The organism is Enterobacter cloacae complex sp. 677-3DZ2D5B, assembly GCF_004136695.1.
GTDB classification, from domain to species: Bacteria; Pseudomonadota; Gammaproteobacteria; order Enterobacterales; family Enterobacteriaceae; genus Enterobacter; species Enterobacter hormaechei_C.
Genome location: NZ_QFLS01000017.1, coordinates 157,697 through 176,914, shown reverse-complemented (window position 1 = coordinate 176,914; position 19,218 = coordinate 157,697). Strand labels below are relative to the sequence as shown.

At 55.6% G+C, this 19,218-nt stretch carries 15 protein-coding genes; 8 read left to right on the top strand and 7 right to left on the bottom strand.

Annotated elements, in window-relative coordinates; translation table 11 throughout:
* Positions 1-18 precede the first annotated feature (18 nt).
* The 3 genes from hmsP to DD597_RS21990 all read left to right on the top strand — a co-directional run bounded on the left by hmsP (position 19) and on the right by DD597_RS21990 (position 5,184).
* Positions 19-2,025, top strand: a complete 2,007-nt coding sequence (gene hmsP, locus DD597_RS22000) for a biofilm formation regulator HmsP (protein ID WP_058647934.1) — start codon at positions 19-21, stop codon at positions 2,023-2,025.
* 159 nt (positions 2,026-2,184) lie between these two features.
* Positions 2,185-3,471, top strand: a complete 1,287-nt coding sequence (dctA, locus tag DD597_RS21995) for a C4-dicarboxylate transporter DctC (RefSeq protein WP_015571524.1) — start codon at positions 2,185-2,187, stop codon at positions 3,469-3,471.
* A 222-nt stretch (positions 3,472-3,693) separates the two neighbouring features.
* On the top strand, positions 3,694-5,184 hold the full coding sequence (locus tag DD597_RS21990) for a pitrilysin family protein (RefSeq protein WP_003861190.1): 1,491 nt from the start codon (positions 3,694-3,696) through the stop codon (positions 5,182-5,184).
* Between the two features lie 61 nt (positions 5,185-5,245).
* On the opposite strand, the gene DD597_RS21985 is transcribed toward DD597_RS21990, so the two are convergent.
* On the bottom strand, positions 5,246-6,175 hold the full coding sequence (locus tag DD597_RS21985; protein ID WP_003861191.1) for a sugar kinase: 930 nt from the start codon (positions 6,173-6,175) through the stop codon (positions 5,246-5,248).
* A 230-nt stretch (positions 6,176-6,405) separates the two neighbouring features.
* Between DD597_RS21985 and pdeH the strand changes: the two genes are divergently transcribed.
* Positions 6,406-7,179 (top strand): cyclic-guanylate-specific phosphodiesterase, encoded by a 774-nt coding sequence (pdeH, locus tag DD597_RS21980; protein WP_023323857.1) that lies wholly within the window; start codon positions 6,406-6,408, stop codon positions 7,177-7,179.
* 65 nt (positions 7,180-7,244) lie between these two features.
* Entirely contained in the window at positions 7,245-9,287 is a 2,043-nt protein-coding gene (locus tag DD597_RS21975; protein WP_017693812.1) for an AsmA family protein, read from the top strand.
* A 250-nt stretch (positions 9,288-9,537) separates the two neighbouring features.
* Here DD597_RS21975 and DD597_RS21970 read toward each other — a convergent pair whose 3' ends face one another.
* The 3 genes from DD597_RS21970 to DD597_RS21960 all read right to left on the bottom strand — a co-directional run bounded on the left by DD597_RS21970 (position 9,538) and on the right by DD597_RS21960 (position 13,096).
* Positions 9,538-10,860, bottom strand: a complete 1,323-nt coding sequence (locus tag DD597_RS21970) for an MFS transporter (protein WP_003861198.1) — start codon at positions 10,858-10,860, stop codon at positions 9,538-9,540.
* Positions 10,861-11,120: 260 nt separating this feature from the next.
* Positions 11,121-12,146 carry an inner membrane protein YhjD gene (gene yhjD / locus DD597_RS21965; protein ID WP_003861199.1) on the bottom strand — a complete coding sequence of 342 codons (1,026 nt, stop codon included), beginning with the start codon at positions 12,144-12,146 and terminating at the stop codon, positions 11,121-11,123.
* Positions 12,147-12,196: 50 nt separating this feature from the next.
* The gene (locus DD597_RS21960) at positions 12,197-13,096 is read right to left on the bottom strand and encodes a LysR family transcriptional regulator (RefSeq protein WP_017384184.1); all 900 of its coding nucleotides are present in this window, start codon (positions 13,094-13,096) and stop codon (positions 12,197-12,199) included.
* A gap of 119 nt (positions 13,097-13,215) precedes the next feature.
* On the opposite strand from DD597_RS21960, the gene DD597_RS21955 reads away from it, so the two are divergent.
* Together DD597_RS21955 and DD597_RS21950 are read left to right on the top strand one after the other, a co-directional pair.
* Positions 13,216-13,974: an SDR family NAD(P)-dependent oxidoreductase gene (locus tag DD597_RS21955; protein WP_023323855.1), complete on the top strand. Its 759-nt coding sequence runs from the start codon at positions 13,216-13,218 to the stop codon at positions 13,972-13,974.
* Positions 13,975-14,148: 174 nt separating this feature from the next.
* On the top strand, positions 14,149-14,751 hold the full coding sequence (locus DD597_RS21950) for a response regulator transcription factor (protein ID WP_003861204.1): 603 nt from the start codon (positions 14,149-14,151) through the stop codon (positions 14,749-14,751).
* Here the strand turns inward: DD597_RS21950 and DD597_RS21945 are convergent.
* Both DD597_RS21945 and DD597_RS21940 read right to left on the bottom strand, forming a co-directional pair.
* On the bottom strand, positions 14,730-15,068 hold the full coding sequence (locus DD597_RS21945) for a lysozyme (RefSeq protein WP_129256583.1): 339 nt from the start codon (positions 15,066-15,068) through the stop codon (positions 14,730-14,732). The genes DD597_RS21950 and DD597_RS21945 overlap by 22 nt on opposite strands.
* 77 nt (positions 15,069-15,145) lie before the next feature.
* Positions 15,146-15,679, bottom strand: a complete 534-nt coding sequence (locus DD597_RS21940) for a GNAT family N-acetyltransferase (protein WP_003861207.1) — start codon at positions 15,677-15,679, stop codon at positions 15,146-15,148.
* A gap of 146 nt (positions 15,680-15,825) precedes the next feature.
* Here DD597_RS21940 and DD597_RS21935 point away from each other — a divergent pair, with 146 nt between their 5' ends.
* The gene (locus DD597_RS21935; protein ID WP_050871422.1) at positions 15,826-17,412 is read left to right on the top strand and encodes an STY4199 family HEPN domain-containing protein; all 1,587 of its coding nucleotides are present in this window, start codon (positions 15,826-15,828) and stop codon (positions 17,410-17,412) included.
* A 47-nt stretch (positions 17,413-17,459) separates the two neighbouring features.
* On the opposite strand, the gene DD597_RS21930 is transcribed toward DD597_RS21935, so the two are convergent.
* Positions 17,460-19,109 (bottom strand): alpha,alpha-trehalase, encoded by a 1,650-nt coding sequence (locus DD597_RS21930; RefSeq protein WP_003861211.1) that lies wholly within the window; start codon positions 19,107-19,109, stop codon positions 17,460-17,462.
* Positions 19,110-19,218 lie beyond the last annotated feature (109 nt).

The following is a 19,218-nucleotide window of genomic DNA, read 5'->3' as shown; positions in this document are numbered from 1 at the left end:
GTTTTGTGGAGAGTCATTTTGCGTGTCAGCCGTTCCTTAACGATCAAACAGATGGCGATGGTGTCTGCCGTCACAATGCTGTTTGTCTTCATCTTCTGCGTCATTTTGCTGTTTCACTCCGTACAGCAGAATCGCTACAACACGGCTTCGCAACTGGAAAGTATTGCCCGCTCGGTGCGGGAACCCCTGTCAGCCTCGATCCTGAAAGGGGATATCCCCGAGGCGGAATCCATCCTGAAGCGCATTCAGCCCGCCGGTATCGTGAGCCGCGCGGATGTTGTACTGCCGAATCAGTTCCAGGCGCTGCGGATGAGCTTTATCCCGGAGCGTTCCGTCCCGATGATGGTGATGCGCCTGTTTGAACTGCCGGTGCAAATTTCCCTGCCTCTCTACTCCCTGGAAAGACCGGCTAACCCGCAACCGCTGGCCTACCTGGTGCTACAGGCCGACTCGTACCGCATGTATAAATTCGTCATGAGTTGGGTTGCTACATTAGTGACCACTTACTTACTTTTGACATTAATGCTGAGCGTGGCGCTGACGTGGTGTATCAACCGGTTAATTGTGCATCCGTTGCGCCGCATAGCCCGGGAGCTGAACGACCTCTCTCCACAGGAGCACATGGGGCATCAGCTTCCGTTGCCGCGCCTGCATCACGATGATGAAATTGGCATGCTGGTCCGCAGTTACAATATCAACCAGCAGCGTCTCCTGCGTCAGCAGGAAGAGCTCAGTAGCAACGCCACCCGTTTTCCGGTATCTGATCTGCCAAACAAAGCGTTTTTAATGGCCTTGCTGGAGCAGACCGTCGCCCGCCAGCAGACCACCGCGCTGATGGTGATTGCCTGCGAAACCTTGCAGGACACGGCGGGCGTGCTGAAAGAGAGCCAGCGCGAAATGCTGTTACTGACGCTGGTGGAAAAGGTGAAATCCGTTCTGGCGCCGCGCATGGTGCTCACCCAGGTCAGCGGCTATGACCTGGTGGTGATCGCGCACGGTGTTAAAGAGCCGTGGCACGCCATTACGCTAGGTCAGCAAGTACTCACTGTCATTAATGAGCGGCTGCCCATTCAGGGTATCCAGCTTCGCCCGAGCGCCAGCATCGGTATTGCGATGTACTACGGGGGGCTGACCGCCGAGCAGCTTTATCGTCGGGCTTTCTCGGCCGCGTTCACCGCGCGCCGGAAAGGGAAAAACCAGATCCAGTTCTTTGATCCGGAGCAGATGGAAAAAGCCCAGCAGCGCCTGACGGAAGAGAGCGACATTCTGACGGCGATGGACAATCGCCAGTTTGCGCTCTGGTTACAGCCCCAGGTCAATTTGCGCACGGGTGAAGTGACCAGCGCCGAAGCGTTGCTGCGTATGCAACAGCCGGACGGCACGTGGGAGCTGCCTGAAGGGATGATCGAACGTATCGAGTCCTGCGGCCTGATGGTCACCGTCGGCTACTGGGTGCTGGAAGAGTCTTGCCGCCAGCTTGCGGCCTGGCAACAACGGGGCATCACGCTGCCGCTGTCGGTGAATCTCTCTGCGCTACAGCTGATGCACCCGACCATGGTGCCGGAGATGCTTGAGTTGATCCATCGCTACCGCATCCAGCCCCACACGTTGATCCTGGAAGTCACCGAGAGCCGTTGTATCGATAATCCTGACGACGCTGTCGCCATCCTGAAACCGCTGCGTAATGCCGGGATCCGCATTGCGCTGGACGATTTCGGTATGGGGTATTCCGGCCTGCGTCAGCTCCAGCACATGAAAACGTTGCCGGTGGACGTCCTGAAAATCGACAAAACCTTTGTGGAAGGGCTGCCGGAAGATTGCAGCCTGGTGCAGGCCATTATTCAGATGGCGCACAGCCTGAATCTGCACGTCATTGCCGAGGGTATTGAAACCGACGCCCAGCGTGAGTGGCTGGCTGCGGCGGGCGTAGAGAGCGGACAGGGCTTCCTGTTTGATCGCGCCGTACCGACGGATATCTTTGAGCAACGCTATCTCGCCGACGCTGGCAATAACGCAAAAGTGTAATTTTGTTGCTGGCTTGTGCGAGCCAGCTCAAAGTTCTTAACATTTGTGTTTCAAATTTGAACCCCGTTTATTTCTGTCCTGTTATGTGGGTGTTATTTTAAAGCCGCAGGTTAACCATAACCTTACAAAGCCTGTAGTTTTTCTTTCCAGGGACACCCTATGAAAACCTCACTCTTCAAAAGTCTTTACTTCCAGGTCCTGACAGCCATCGCCATCGGTATTCTGCTCGGTCACTACTACCCGGAGCTGGGCGCGCAGATGAAACCGCTTGGCGACGCGTTCGTTAAGCTCATCAAAATGATCATCGCGCCGGTCATTTTCTGTACCGTGGTGACCGGTATCGCTGGCATGGAAAGCATGAAGGCGGTCGGGCGTACGGGGGCGGTTGCCCTGCTGTACTTCGAGATTGTCAGTACCATCGCGCTGATTATCGGCCTGATTATTGTCAACGTGGTACAGCCTGGCGCGGGCATGAACGTTGACCCGGCCACGCTGGATGCGAAAGCGGTGGCGGTTTACGCTGAACAGGCGAAAGATCAGGGGATTGTTGCCTTCCTGCTGGACGTGATCCCGAGCAGCGTGATTGGCGCGTTCGCCAGCGGAAACATCCTCCAGGTACTGCTGTTTGCCGTGCTGTTTGGCTTTGCCCTGCACCGTCTTGGCAGCAAAGGCCAGCTGATTTTTAACGTCATTGAAAGCTTCTCGCAGGTTATCTTCGGCATCATCAACATGATTATGCGTCTGGCCCCGATTGGCGCCTTTGGCGCGATGGCCTTCACCATCGGGAAATACGGCGTCGGCACGCTGGTACAGCTGGGCCAGCTGATCGTCTGCTTCTACATCACCTGTATTCTGTTTGTGGTGGTGGTGCTCGGCTCCATCGCCCGTGCGACCGGCTTCAGCATCTTCAAATTTATCCGTTACATTCGTGAAGAGCTGCTGATTGTCCTCGGCACATCCTCTTCGGAGTCCGCGCTGCCGCGTATGCTCGATAAAATGGAAAAGCTGGGCTGCCGTAAGTCAGTGGTGGGGCTGGTTATTCCTACGGGCTACTCTTTTAACCTGGATGGCACCTCGATATACCTGACGATGGCGGCGGTCTTTATTGCCCAGGCCACTAACAGCCACATGGATATCTTCCATCAGATTACGCTGCTGGTGGTGCTTCTGCTCTCTTCAAAAGGGGCGGCGGGCGTAACGGGCAGCGGATTTATCGTGCTGGCGGCCACCATTTCGGCGGTGGGCCATCTGCCGGTGGCGGGCCTGGCCCTGATCCTCGGTATTGACCGCTTTATGTCTGAAGCCCGTGCGTTAACCAACCTGGTCGGCAATGGCGTGGCGACGATTGTGGTGGCGAAGTGGGTGAAAGAGCTGGATCACAAGAAGCTTAACGATACGCTGAATAACCGCACATCAGAGGACAAAACCCCCGGTTTATCCTCTTAATCCCTCATAAATGCCCGTATTCCCTTGTGGGGATGCGGGCACCTGCGCATAATAACCGTTCATGCCTGTCATAATTCGACAAGATTTTTTTTGGGTATATTTCACTTCCGCCCGTGACGTTTAGCTGAACACGCTGTCTAATCGGAAGGTTTTCATCGTCATCTTTGAGTGCTCACGTCGCGAGACACTCTCTTTAACCAGGAATGTTGATCAGGGGTTCACATGCAGGGCACAAAAATTCGACTCTTAACCGGCGGTTTGCTGATGATGGCAGCAGCCAGTTATGTGCAGGCAGATGCGCTCCAGCCAGACCCGGCCTGGCAACAGGGAACACTGGCGAACGGTTTCCAGTGGCAGGTATTATCCACTCCGCAACGTCCGAGCGATCGCATTGAAATCCGTCTTTCTGTGAATACCGGCTCCCTCACTGAAAGCACCCAGCAGACCGGCTTAAGCCACTTTATTCCTCGACTGGCGCTCACCCAGAGCGGCAGTTTGCAGGCGGTTCAGGTGCGTTCTTTATGGCAACAGGCCATCGATCCGAAACGCCCGCTGCCCCCGGCTGTGGTCTCCTATGACTACACCATGTTTAACCTGAGCCTGCCCAACAACCGTAACGATCTGCTTAAAGAAGCGCTTACCTATCTATCCGATGCCACCGGCAAACTGGCGATTACGCCTGAGACCGTAAACTATGCGTTGAGCAACAGCGACATGGTGGCGACCTGGCCGACGGATACCAAAGAAGGCTGGTGGCGCTACCGCCTGAAAGGGTCCACTCTGCTTGGCCACGACCCGGCAGAACCGCTGAAACAGCCGGTGGATGCAGAGCAGGTGAAATCTTTCTACCAGCAGTGGTACACCCCGGATGCCATGACCCTCATTGTAGTGGGCAACGTGGACAGCCGTGCGGTGATAGAGCAGATCAACAAAGCCTTTGGCGATCTGAAAGGGAAGCGTGAAACGCCTGCCCCTGTTCCTACCTTGTCCCCGCTGCGTCCTGAGACGGTCAGCATCATGACGGATACCGTGCGTCAGGATCGTCTTTCAATGATGTGGGATACGGCCTGGCAGCCGATCCGCGAGTCTTCTGCGCTGCTGCGTTACTGGCGTGCGGATCTCGCGCGTGAAGCGCTGTTCTGGCACGTTCAGCAGACGCTCAGCAAGAACAACGTGAAAGATATTGGCCTGGGCTTTGACTGCCGTGTGCTGTTCCAGCGCGCCCAGTGCGCCATTAACGTGGAATCGCCGGGCGATAAGCTCAATGCCAATCTCGGCGTGGTGGCGAAAGAGCTGGCTAAAGTGCGTAAAGAGGGCCTGTCTGAAGAGGAGTTTAACGCGCTGGTGGCGCAGAAATCCCTTGAATTGCAGAAACTGTTCGCCACCTATGCCCGCGCCGATACCGATATCTTAATCAGCCAGCGCATTCGCTCCTTGCAGAATCAGGTGGTGGATATCGCGCCGGAGCAGTATCAGAAACTGCGTCAGGACTTCCTGAACGGTCTGACCGTGGAGATGCTGAATCAGGATCTGCGCCAGCAGTTGTCGCAGGATATGGCGTTGATTCTGTTACAGCCGAAAGGTGAGCCGGAATATGACATGAAAGAGTTGAAGGCCACCTGGAACGCCATCATGGCGACGGCGCCGCAGCCAGCGCAAACGGCAGCCGATGATTTACATCAGGATGCGAGCGATATTCCGCAGGGCCAGTAAGCCCTGCGTCCCCTCTCCCTGTGGGAGAGGGTTAGGGTGAGGGCATCAGCCCGCCCAGTCCTTAAGCAGGCATCGCCTCGCGCGGAATAATCGCTCCGCGATACTGAATCACCGTGCTGGCCGTTAAATGACCGCGCTGCGCCGCCGCTTCCGGCGTACCTCCCGTCAGACGTACCGCCAGATACCCCGCGCTGAAAGAATCTCCCGCCGCAGTGGTATCGATCACTTTCTCTTTCGCCAGCTTCACCGCCGGGACCTCTGTCACGGCTTCACCTGCAACCGCCACCAGGCAAGACTCCGCCCCACGCTTGATCACCACTTCGCTGACCCCGGCAGCCTGCGTCCGGGCGATGACCTCATCAACCGGTTTTTCGCCCCACAGAGCATCTTCATCATCCAGCGTCAGGAAGGCGATATCGGTGCATTCGAGCATCTGCTGGTAGACCTGCTGCGTCTCTTCGCGGCTGGCCCACAAACGTGGACGGTAGTTGTTATCGAAAATCACCTTACCGCCATTGGCACGGCATTCGCGCAGCAGTGACAGCAGCTTTTCACGGCTCTCCTGGCTCAGGATCGCCAGGCTGATCCCGCTCAGGTAGAGATAATCGAAGGTCGCCAGTTCTTCGCAAATGGCAGCGGCGGCCTCGCTTTCCAGCCAGAATTTGGCGGCCGCTTCATTACGCCAGTAATAGAAGGTGCGCTCGCCGGTGCTGTCGGTTTCGATGTAGTACAAACCCGGCAGGCGGTTTTCCATTCGCTGGATCAGCGAGGTCCCAACGTTTTCACCCTGCCAGGCTTCCAGCATCTGCTGGCTGAAGCTGTCCGTTCCCAGCGCGGTAACGTAGCTCACGCTCAGCGCGTCGGGGGAGACCTGACGGGCAATGTAAACGGAGGTGTTCAATGTATCGCCACCAAAACCGCGGCTGACTTCCGCGCCTTTCTGGGACAGCTCAATCATGCATTCGCCAATCACGGCAATTTTTTTAGACATAGTCGTGAACCTGAACAAAGTAATTAAGGGTAGTGTGCGCTGTGTGTTTTTTATGGTCAACTATATTAAAACGACGTTCCATTATTTTTTTTGAGCCAGCGCGTATTCCGGCATATTTCTGTCATCTTAATTTCATTTTCCCGGTGAATTGAACATAAAGTTCTCACCTGGCGGGCCGATAACTCAGTGACGAGTCCAGAAAGGCTATCCCATACAACAGGACATCCGAAATGAAGTCAGAGCAGGTTATCCAGCGGCTGAGCACTACGCCTGAGGCAAGTATTGAGAACTTGCAGGAGCATCGCTACTGGCTGCAATGTGAGCGAGCGTACACTTATCAGCCCATCTACCGTACCGACGGTCGGTTAATGGCGATTGAGGTGTTAACGGTCGTCACTCATCCATCGAATCCTTCACAGCGTATTGCACCGGACCGCTATTTTGCGGAGGTTGCCGTGCGTCAGCGTATCGACGTGCTGGAAGAGCAGCTGAGAATGCTGGCGACGAAGCAGGCGTTCTTCAAGCAGCACGGTATTCTGGCGTCGGTGAACGTGGATGGCCCCACCCTGATGGCGTTACGTCAGAATGCGACGTTGCAGGCGCTGATTGCTACCTTGCCGTGGATGCGCTTCGAGCTGGTGGAACATGTTCAGCTGCCGCAGGACTCCTCGTTTGCCTCGATGTGTGAGTTTGGCCCGCTGTGGCTGGATGATTTCGGTACCGGTATGGCCAACTTCTCCGCCCTGAGCGAAGTGCGTTATGACTACATCAAAGTGGCCCGCGATCTGTTTATCATGCTGCGCCAGACGCCGGAGGGACGGAACCTGTTTACGATGCTCCTGCAACTGATGAACCGCTATTGCCAGGGTGTCATTGTGGAAGGCGTAGAAACGCTGGAGGAGTGGCGCGACGTGCAAAATTCCCCGGCAGCGGCGGCACAGGGTTATTTCCTCTCTCGTCCTGTCCCCATGGATACCCTGGAAAAGGTGATAACCAGCCTCTGATCTGCCCGCTTCCCTTTGTCTGAACTATAGTTTTAGAGGCAAGTTCATCAGGAAAGGGGACAACAATGACAAAAACAACCAGGGTGATTTCCTGGACAGCAGGGATTTTCTTGTTGCTGATCGTGGTCTTAATCATCATTATCGCCACGTTTGACTGGAACCGCCTCAAACCGACCATCAACCAGAAAGTCTCAACCGAGCTGAACCGCCCCTTCGCAATACGTGGCGATTTGGGCGTCGTGTGGGAGCGCCAGAAAGAGGAAACTGGCTGGCGGAGCTGGGTGCCCTGGCCGCACGTTCATGCCGACGATATTATTCTCGGTAACCCGCCCGACATCCCCGAAGTAACCATGATCCACCTGCCGCGAGTGGAAGCCACGCTGGCGCCGTTAGCCCTGTTAACCAAAACGGTGTATCTGCCGTGGATCAAACTCCAGCAGCCCGACGCGCGGCTGATTCGCCTGTCAGAGAAAAACAACAACTGGACGTTCGATCTCGCCAGCAGCGGCGATAAAGATCAGAATGCGCAGCCCTCTTCGTGGTCTTTCCGCCTCGACAATATTCTGTTCGATCGGGGGCGGATCGCCATTGACGATAAAGTGAGTAAGGCTGACGTGGAGATCCTCGTCGATCCGCTGGGCAAGCCGCTGCCGTTTAGCGAAGTCACGGGCAGCAAAGCTAAAGGCGATGACAGCAAAGCGGGCGATTACGTCTTTGGCCTGACGGCGAAAGGGCGCTACAACGGCCAGCCGCTCACCGGTAAAGGCAAAATCGGCGGCATGCTGGCGCTCAGGAGCGAGGGCACGCCGTTCCCGGTGCAGGCGGATTTCCGCTCGGGCAATACCCGCGTGGCGTTCGTGGGCACGGTTAACGATCCGATGAACATGGGCGGCGTCGACCTCCAGCTTAAGTTTGCCGGTGATTCGCTGGGGGAACTGTACGATCTCACCGGCGTACTGCTGCCGGATACTCCGCCGTTTGAAACGGACGGGCACCTGGTTGCCAAAATCAACACCGAAAAATCGTCCGTCTTTGACTACCGTGGATTCAACGGCCGCATCGGCGACAGCGATATCCACGGCACGCTGACCTACACCACCGGTAAACCGCGCCCGAAACTGGAGGGGGACGTTGAATCCCGCCAGCTGCGTCTGGCCGATCTTGGTCCGCTGATTGGCGTAGATTCGGGCAAAGGCACGAAGTCTAAAGAGGTTAAAAAGGACGTTCAGCCTGCGGGTAAAGTGCTGCCCTATGACCGCTTCGAAACCGACAAATGGGACGTGATGGATGCGGATGTGCGCTTCAAAGGACGTAAAATCGAGCATGGCAGCACGCTGCCGCTGAGCAACCTCTCGACCCATATCATCCTGAAAAACGCCGACCTGCGCCTGCAACCGCTGAAGTTTGGCATGGCAGGGGGAACCATTTCATCGAATATCCACCTGGAGGGGGATAAAAAGCCGATGCAGGGAAGGGCGGAGATCCAGGCGCGTCGGCTGAAGCTGAAAGAGCTGATGCCGGACGTGGAACTGATGCAGAAAACCCTCGGTGAGATGAACGGCGACGCGGATATTCGCGGCACGGGTAACTCCGTAGCGGCGCTGCTGGGCAGCGGAAACGGCAACCTGAAACTGCTGATGAACGACGGGCTGGTGAGCCGTAACCTGATGGAGATCCTGGGGCTGAACGTCGGGAACTTTATCATCGGGCAAATCTTCGGTGACGACGAAGTACGCGTTAACTGCGCGGCGGCAAATCTGGATCTGGTCAACGGCGTGGCGCGTCCGCAGATCTTCGCCTTCGACACGGAAAACGCGGTTATCAACGTCACCGGTACCGCCAGCATGGCGTCCGAGCAGCTCGATTTAACCATCGATCCGGAAAGTAAAGGCATTCGTATCATCACCCTGCGCTCGCCGCTGTACGTTCGCGGAACCTTCAAAGATCCGCAGGCGGGCGTGAAGGCTGGGCCGTTGATTGCGCGTGGTGCGGTCGCCGCCGCGCTCGCTACGCTGGTCACCCCTGCGGCGGCGCTGCTGGCGTTGATTTCGCCGTCAGAAGGCGAAGCGAATCAGTGTCGGACGATTTTGTCGCAGATGAAGAAGTAGTCCCGTTTCTCCCTCTCCCTGTGGGGTGAGGGATCCCCACAAAATAATGCCTGCACAGACGGCCCCCTCTCCCTTGAGGGAGAGGGCTGGGGTGAGGGGGAACATACGGCTCTGGTGGTCATTCCGTTCACGTTATGTTCCTTACTACTCTGTCACAACATAACCGGTGAACGTGCCAGGGTGGCTCAGTCGCCACCACCCTGGCGACCCGCCCTCTCGGCGCATCCCCGCGCCTCGCCCCGGCATTCACTTACAGCGCCTGATGCTTCGTCTCATGCGTCAGCAGCAACGCAATCAGCGTCAGCGCTGCCATTGCTGCCAGATAGACACCCACATAGAACAGGCCATAGTTCGCCTGAAGCCAGGTGGCGATATACGGGGCTACCGAGGCGCCCAGAATCGACGAAACGTTATAGGAGAACGAGGCGCCGGTGTAACGCACTTCAGTCGGGAACAGCTCCGGCAGCAGCGCGCCCATTGGGCCAAAGGTCAGCCCCATCAGGCTCAGGCCAATCAGCAGATACGCCATCACCAGCGCAGGGCTACCTGAACCCAGCAGCGGCGGGAAGACAAACAGCGCGAACAGAATAATCAGGGAGGTGATGACGATCATGCTTGAACGACGGCCAAATTTATCCGCCAGCAGGCCCGCGATAGGCACCATCACACCAAATCCGATGACCGCCATCATCAGCATCCACAACACTTCGTTACGTGGCAGGCCCAGGCCGACCGGCGCGGCGGCAGTACTGAAGGTCATGGAGTAAACGGTCATGATGTAGAACAACGTGTAGGTCGCCAGCATGATGAACGTGCCCAGCACGGTCACGCGGAGGTGTTTGGTCAGCAGCGTCCCCAGCGGAACTTTAACCTGCTTTTTCGCCGCGGCGACTTTAGCAAAGACCGGCGTCTCGTGCAGCGACACGCGCACGTACAGGCCAATCAGCACCAGCACAGCAGAGAAGACGAACGGAATACGCCAGCCCCAGCTCATGAACTGTTCATCGGTCAGCAGCCAGGAGAGGAGCAGGAAGGTGCCGTTAGCAAAGAAGAACCCAATCGGTGCGCCCAGCTGCGGGAAAGAGCCATACAGGGCACGCTTGCGCGCCGGAGCGTTTTCGGTCGCCAGCAGTGCCGCGCCGCCCCATTCCCCGCCCAGCCCCAGACCCTGACCAAAGCGCGCCAGCGCCAGCAGCACAGGCGCCAGAATGCCGATAGTTTCATAGGTCGGCAGCAGGCCGATGGCGACGGTGGAGATCCCCATCGTCAGCAGCGAGGCAACCAGCGTCACTTTACGGCCAACGCGATCGCCAAAATGCCCAAAGACCGCTGAACCAATCGGACGCGCAACGAAGGCGATAGCAAAGGTGGCTAAAGACTGTAGCGTGGCTGCCGTCGGGTCGCCCTGAGGGAAAAAAATATGCGGAAAGACAATGACCGCAGCGGTGGCGTAAATATAAAAGTCGAAGAACTCAATGGCGGTGCCAATCAGCGATGCGACGACGACTTTATTGCGCGAGTTGACCGGAACGTGTTCCGCCCCTTCGTTAAGTGTGGTGGCTGTTGCTTGCATAATATTTTCTTATTTTTGGACGAACGAAGGGCCATATTAGGCATAGCAAAAGCGACATTTCAATCTGTAACAAAGGCGTGGCGTGGTCATAAAAGCAACAAAAAGCGGATAATTTTCAGACCAGCGAAAACACTTCTATGAAATGCTTCACACTTTTTAAATATTAGTCATTAAAACTGGTTTTGCGTTAAATAAAAGTTACGGACTGGATTTATATGCTGAAATGGCGGATCGGGCTGAAATATCAGCCCGACAGGACATCAGCGGTGGGTTTTACCCGGCATGCGCGGGTCATCTTTATACTCAGCCGTGGCGATCCACGCGGCGCAGAACAGCGTCAGGCGAGCGAAGAAATAGAAGAAAGCCATCAGCCCCAGCACCGAACCAAAGGCCGCGCCGGAGGGCGACTTCACCAGCGACGGAAGCGTATAGGTCATCACAATTTTGATCACTTCAAAGCCAATGGCGGCAATCAACGTCCCACGGATCAGCGCCTTCTTGCGCGGCCGATGGCGGGGCAAACGCCAGAAGATCCAGAAGAAAAGCAGGTAGTTAGCAAAGATGGAGATGGCAAGCCCTATACCGCGCCAGGCCGGTTTCAGCCATTCAATGTAATCCAGGTACAGCGCGGAGATAATCATCTGCTGCGCGGAACCGGCGACCGAGGTGATAGAGAGCGTGATGACCAGCGCCACCAGCAGCCCAATCAGCGAAATAAAGTCGCGCAGATACTTCACCCATATCTTCTCCTGATCCTGCGGCCTACGCTCCCAGACGTCACGCGACTGGGCGCGAATAGCCTCACGCAGGTTGCCCATCCAGTTCACCCCGGAATAGAGCGCAATCAGCAACCCGACGATACCCACGGTGGTACGCTGCTGCACGGCGGTATTGATGGTGCTTTTGAGTGTTGTGGCGAGCGTCTGGTCGCTGACGTTGGTCAGGATCTTATTGAAGATGTCCTGCAACAGCGTCGGGTGAGACGCCAGCACAAAACCGGCGGCGGCAAATGACACCATGAGGATGGGGATCATCGACAGGAACGAGAAATAGGTAATCGCCGCGCCAAACTGATTTCCCATGCGGTCGTTAAAGCGCTCAGCGGCGCGTATCAGGTGAGCAATCGCGGGTATCTGCTGAATTTTTTCGGCTATGCCGGTCACGGTGCCCAGCGCTTTGCTGGCCGTTCCAGGCTCTTTCGGCGCTTCAGGCTCGTTATCCATCTTTTTGATGGGTTCATAATCTAAATGTTGAGTCGGTCGTTGCGGGTTATTTTCCGGCGTCACGCGCATTTTCCTTTTCGTTGAGCTGGATGTTACTGAATTATAGCTTGCGACTAGTCCACGTAACCTTTTGTGAGTTCGGTAAGCCACTCCATAAACACATGCACCCGACGGGAGAGGTTACGGCGGTGGGGATAAATGAGGGAGACGGGCATTGGTTCAGCCCGATATTGCGGCAGGATCTCAACGAGTTTTTTCGTGCGCAGGGCATCACGCACCCCGACGCGCGGGACCTGAATAATGCCAAGCCCGGCGATACAGGCGGCCTGGTAGGTTTCCGTGCTATTAACCGTCAATACGCCCCCCGTTTTTACCCACTGGGTCGCGCTGCCGTTGTAATACTCAAAACCCTGCGGACGGGTGCCCAGCGTGGCGGAGTAGTGAATGAGGGCATGCGAAGCCAAATCGTCCAGCGTCTCAGGGTAGCCGAATCGCGTCAGATAATCCGGGCTGGCGCAATTAATCACCGAGAGCTTCCCAAGCGGGCGGGCGATAAGCCCGGAGTCCTTTAAGTTTCCCACGCGAACCACGCAGTCAAATCCTTCGCGGATGACATCGACCAGACGATCGCTGCTACTCAGCTCCAGTTCAATGCCGGGAAACTGTTGTAAAAATGCAGGCAGTTTCGGAATGACGACATTTCGCGCAATGGCAACGGGCATATCCACACGTAGCCGACCACTGATGGTTGAAGGGTCGTGCAGGAACATGCCGTCCAGTTCGTCCAGATTCATCAGCAGATCTTTGGCGCGCTCGTAATAAACCATGCCGTCCTGCGTCAGGCTGACGCGGCGGGTAGTGCGGTGCAGCAGCTGCGTGCCCAGCGCGTTTTCCAGTGCCTGGATCTGTCGCGATACGCTCCCCTTCGGCAGGCTTAACGTCTCCGCCGCGCGGGAAAAACTCTCCAGTTCCGCGACCCGAAGGAAAAGCTGCATTGCGTGTATTTTATCCATAGATGTTTGTCATTGTTGTTAAGAATGAAACAGTGAAGCGCTCACGGCACTATTTATTGATTTTCTACCATCTAATAAGCTCTTTCTCAATCTTCATCACAGCCGAAACGAGGTGAATTATGAGTGAACGTATTGCTTTAGTGACGGGCGGTAGCCGCGGCCTGGGTAAAAATGCCGTTTTGAAGCTGGCCGCGGAAGGGACAGGCATTATCCTCACCTGGAACAACAGCCAGCAGGAGGCGCAGGAAGTTGTGCGCGAAATCGAGGGAAAAGGCGGAAAAGCGGCAGCATTGCAGCTCAACGTCGGCGATACGGCAAGCTTTTCGCGCTTTGCTCAAAAGGTGAAAGATACCCTTAAACACGTCTGGCAACGTGACACCTTTGACTATTTAGTGAACAACGCAGGTACAGGGTTATATGCACCCTATACCGAGACGACCGAGGCGCAGTTTGATGATGCGATGAACATTCACTTCAAAGGACCGTTTTTCCTCACGCAACAGCTGCTGCCGCTCATAAAAGACGGAGGGCGGATCCTGAACGTCTCCAGCGGACTGGCCCGTTTTACTCAGCCCGGTTCAGGAACCTACGCGGCAATGAAAGGGGCGATGGAGGTGCTGACCCGCTATCAGGCAAAAGAGCTTGGCGCGCGCGGAATTTCCGTCAATATCATCGCGCCCGGCGCGATTGAAACCGACTTTGGGGGCGGGCGAGTGCGGGATAATGCGGAGCTTAACCAGCTGCTGGCCTCGCAGACAGCGCTGGGACGCGTGGGCCTGCCCGATGATATTGGTGACGCCATTGCGGCGTTGCTCAGTGACAAACTGGGCTGGATGAATGCGCAACGTATTGAAGTTTCAGGCGGTATGTTTCTGTAATGTTCAGTCTTAAGGGGGAAGGAACCCTCTTAAGGAAATCCTTAAAACAGGTATGTCTAAATGCTGGAAGATATAAAGAGAGCTGGGTGATTTGTAACCTCTCCATTCATTGAGTTTTTTCTTAAAAAATGCCTCTGTAGAATCCCCCTTCGCTATTCTCAGAGGAGTAAAACGATGCGAGTAATCATGTTTGACAGGCAGTCATTATTTATTCATGGAGCGATGTACAGTTTGCAGAAGTTAATTCCGAAAATAGATATGACAGGAACTCGTCAGACTGATGAATTATGGGCGCAATTATCCGCGTCACCCTCCGCTATCGTCATGATAGATGGGTATTTAATTCGTGATAATGGTGTGGCTTTACTGGAAGAGATTATGGATCGCTTTCCAACGTCGCGCGTGGTGTTGGTGTTAACGAAAAAAGAGCGGCGTTGGGTTGAGCAAATGTTTCAGCGCAACGTGGTGGCGATAATTCCCCGCAATGCGAATCCCGAACGCTTTTCCGCAGTGCTGGATTCTGTATCGCGAGGAATGGTCTGTTTTCCCGGCGAGTGGCTGAAGCAGCACACCTCTCAGGATGAACTGGCAGTGTTAAGCGAGCGCCAGCGTGAGGTATTGAAGTTACTGGCGGCCGGAGAGTCCAATAAAGAGATTGGACGTAATCTCAATATCAGTGCGGCAACGGTAAAAGCCCATCTTGAGACGCTTTTCCGGCGTCTTGATGTCAAAAACCGGACGCAAGCCGCGATGTACTACACCCGGGCGACGGCCTGAAGGATCTTCTCTGGCAGAGGGGACTCTTCCCCAAAACTGAAGAGGGTTAATATCAGTGCGTCATGCTGCTGTTGGGTTAATGGGCGTTTGTTCATTTCCCGCAGCAGCGCCTCACATAATTGAATATCATTACAAAGCAAATTCTCCGCCTCAGTCGGCGTGATGAGACCGTTAAATTTTTCCCACTGGCGAATTACGTGACCATAACCAATAACCCATTTTCCCTTTTCGTCACGGTATTTCTCCAGGGAAAGACCCTGTTGTTTTTTAATTAATGCGATTGCAGCAGAAGATATCTGCATTGCATAACCCGTCATAAGCGTTTCCTCTTAATGACGCGACTATAGAGGAAACGCCGCCGGGGAAATATCCGCCAAATGGCTGTTGATCAGGTTTAACTGAACGGGAATTCCTTTTTCAGTAAACCGAATAGCCAGTCGTTATGCCATTGCCCTGAAAGGAAATAACTCTCGCGCAACTCACCTTCCAGCTGAAAACCTGTTTTTTCCAGCAGTCGCCTGGAGGCGATATTTCCCGCCGTCACGGTCGCGGTGAGCCGACGGATATTGCCCTGAGTCAGCGCAAAATCACACACAGCCCGCAGAGATTCAAAGCCGTAACCTTTCCCCTGCGCAGAAGGCGCAAAGAGAAAACCGACTTCAGCACAATCTGCCTCCCGGTGCACATATCCGGTTACGCCCAGCGGCGTCTGGCTGGCCGTCTCACGCACCATAAGGCAGAGCCAGTGCGAACTGCCCGGCGTCCACGGCAACAGACGAGACTCAAAGGCTTCCCGAATGTCCGCCTCGCTACGCGCAGGGGCGACAAAACGCATTACCTCAGGATTTTGCTGTAGCGACAGAAAAAAGGGCCAGTCTTGCTCTTGCAGCGGCGAGCAGGTGAGACGCGCGGTGGTTAAGGCGGGCATGACGATCCTCCGGAGACATTGCAAATGATTATAAGGTTGTCACTTTATTTCAACAGAAAGTCAGGTATGTTTAACCTCATATAAATAAAAAGAAAAACGACTTTTAATGCCGCTTTAGCGGTACTCATTGTCTCTCAAGGAAAACAATGATGATTAGCTCATCGCATCATACCCGCGAACAGTTTGAACACTGTCTGGCGGCGATCCGTCAGGCGTCTGTTGAAATTTTACTTCTGTTGAATGTACATGTTTCTGAAGGAAAAGATCCACGCTGGTTTCTGGAGCAACTGGATAGCGCCCGCCTGGGGCTGGGCGGGTGGGGCGCTGTAGCCAGGAAGCTGAACCTGAATGATGCGGAAATGACAGCCTTTACGCTGCAATTACGCTTGCTTCAGCAGCGCGTTCCCCAGTATGAAAGCGGGCAGGATGTCAGCGAAAACCAGCTGATTGCGGCGATGCGCTTCGTCACCTCCCTTGAATATCTGCGTCTGCAACAGCCCCTCCTGACCTACGAAACCGGGAGGATGCCAGAGAAGGAGAGCCAGCTTCAGGCGCAGAAACAGGTGCGTGCCATTGAGCTGATGATTAGAGGGCTGATACAGCAGGCGTGGCCCGATCCGGTGCGGCTGAATAATCATCTTAAGACGTTGTTTAACGCTGAACGCGTGCGTCGCTGGCTGAAAAACGGTGAAATTAATGATGTTCTGAGCGGCATGTTATTCAGCGAACTGGCCCAGCTGCTGGTGGATAAAAAAGAATTTAGCCGCTACTACGCGCCGCTGTTTAACGCCCCGGACATGCTGACGCTGCTGGTAGAGCCCCGCAAAACCCTGCAAACCTTCCTCGAAGATATTCGACAAATCCGCAACAGCATCACCGTGCAGCAGCCGTTAAGCGGAGCGCAAATCCAGCTGCTCGACTGCTATTACACGCAGATCACCCGCTCCGTTCAGCGCGCGTTTGAGGAAGGGCGGACACGCGTTAACCCGGCGGCGCTGATGGCGGTGGACGAAAGCGAGCTGCACGCGTTCTGGGAAAAGGCGCAAAAAATGGACCGCACCACAGGCGGCGATCTTTTTGAAGTGCGCGACAGTATAGAAAAACCGACTCAGCGTGCCACGCGTACGCCAGAGCAGCGCGAACAGCTGATTTCCGGCGTGCTGTGGGGAGCGGTTGGCGTGATGGTTATCGCGATTGTCGTGGGGGGATTCTGGCTTGTGACCAGCAGTAAACCGCAGCCGGCTGTGGCCAGTACGGCATCTCCCGCACCGGTGCAGGAGATGCGCGAAACGCCTTCCTCGCGAGAAACGCTGACGCGGATGGGTGTCACCTGGGATGAAAACAACTTCCGTTCAGCGATTAGCCGCAACGATACCCGGGTGGCGCTCCTGTTTTTGCAGGGCGGGATGGACTGGAAAATGTCATGGACGGAGGAGGCGTTGTCGGCAGGCTACGACGATGTGCTGGAAGTAATGTTGCGCTACCGCCTGCAAATGACAGAGCAAAAGCCCTGCCGACGCTTTATTAATACGCTTAGCCATGCGATGGCGAACGGGGAATCGCTGACGCCTATGCGTAAGCAGTACCTGAAAGCATTCTGTACCGTCCCTGCGGTGGTGAAACGCCAGCAGCACGACGCCGATATGGCAACGCGCCGCGCGAAGACGCAGCCCGATGCCAGCACAAAAAAATGGCAGTCCATCCAGACTGCCATTTATGAGGTGATTCGTTAACTTTTCCCTCTCCCCTCAGGGGAGAGGGTCAGGGTGAGGGGCAAGGCTCAAGGTTCACCATATAACCCAATCAACCGCCGCACCACGCCATTCGTCCAGCCGAAGCCATCCTGCAACGGATACTCCCCCCCGCCACCTTCGCGTGGCGTGCTGCTGGCGATGTGGTACTTCTCAATCAGCTTATGATGGGTTTTGTAGTAATGGTTCACCGTGTGCAGCCAGCTCCAGGCGATCTCATCTCCCAGCGAGTCGTTGCCGTACTGCTTGAACCCCTGGATCGCCATCCACTGGAGCGGCGCCCAGCCGTTCGGCTTATCCCACTGCTCCCCGGTTTCATATTCGGTGGCGAGAATACCGCCCGGCGTGAGCAGACGGGCTTTAACGGCATCGGACAGCCGTTCAGCCTGCTCATGCGTCGCCATGCCCACATACAGCGGCACAATGCTGGCCGCAGAGAACAGCGCCAGGGCTTCACGCCGCCAGTCGTAATCACGATAACAGCCGTTCTCTTCGTCCCACAGATAGCGGTTTACCGCCGCGCGCCGGTCGCTGGCTTTCTGGCGGAACAGATCAGCCGTCTCTTTATCCCCTTTCGACGCGGAGATATTGGCGATAGCGCTCTCCAGTTTGAACAGGAATGCGTTCAAATCGATGGGGATAAATTGTGTTGTGCGTATGCTGGCCAGCCGCGCAGGATCGCGCAGCCAGCGGGATGAGTAATCCCATCCTGAGGCTGCCCCGGCACGCAGGTCACGGTACACCTCGTTCGGCGGACGACCAGAATGACGGGCAGTTTCAACGTCCTCGATCCACGATTCATCCCGCGGCGTATCGCGATCGTCCCAGTAACGGTTGAGCAATGAGCCATCCGGCATACGAACCGCACTGCGATAGGCCTGATTGAGCAGCAGCGATTCCGCCCCGTCCATCCAGAAGGCGTACTCCATCTTGAGGTGCTCAAGATAGCGCTTCGCCCCGCGCACGCCGTCCTCTTCAAACAGCTCCACCATCAGGGCAAAAACGGGCGGCTGGGAGCGGCTGAGATAGTAGGTGCGGTTGCCGTTCGGGATATGGCCGTAGCGCTCAATCAGCCAGGCGAAGTTATCGGCCATACATTTCAGCAGATCGTTACGACCGCTTTCTGCCAGCCCCAGCATGGAGAAGTAAGAGTCCCAGTAGTAGGTCTCGCTGAATCGCCCGCCGGGCACAATATAGGCCTGCGGCAGCGCCAGCAGCGACGACCACGGGATGTGATCCTGCGGCTCGCGCGTCAGCACCGGCCACAGATTATCGATATGTTCTTTCAGGGACAGGCCGGGATCAGAGACGTACTCTTTGCTGTAGTCCTCCGGTAGCCAGAAGTGATTCTCCACAAAGCGCGCCAGGTCAAAATCACGGTGGCGACGCACCTTGCGATAGCGGATCAAAATATCCAGCGGATCCATCTTCGGCGCGCAGTCGGGAAAGGTTTTGCTGTCCGCAAACAGCCGCGACGACTGGACGTGTTCAAACAGTTCAAGGTAGCGGTCAGCGGGCGTAAGGGCATCAGACGCCGGCAGCCCTTCAATCATTTCTGGTTCCGGCTCTGCCTCGATCATCTCATCCAGTTTTAACTCACAGGGATCGGTTTCATAGCGCAGCTCTTCTGCAATATCGAACTCGATATCCTCGGCAGTCTGTAGTTTCTGGTTGAACATGGTGTTCAGGACCTCCGGTTTTTGTCGTAACAAATACGGGTTTTTCCCGGCTATCTTTTAAGCGTAGACATTCGCTTCGGTTAATGCGGTGCGAAGTGTGCGGTAGATC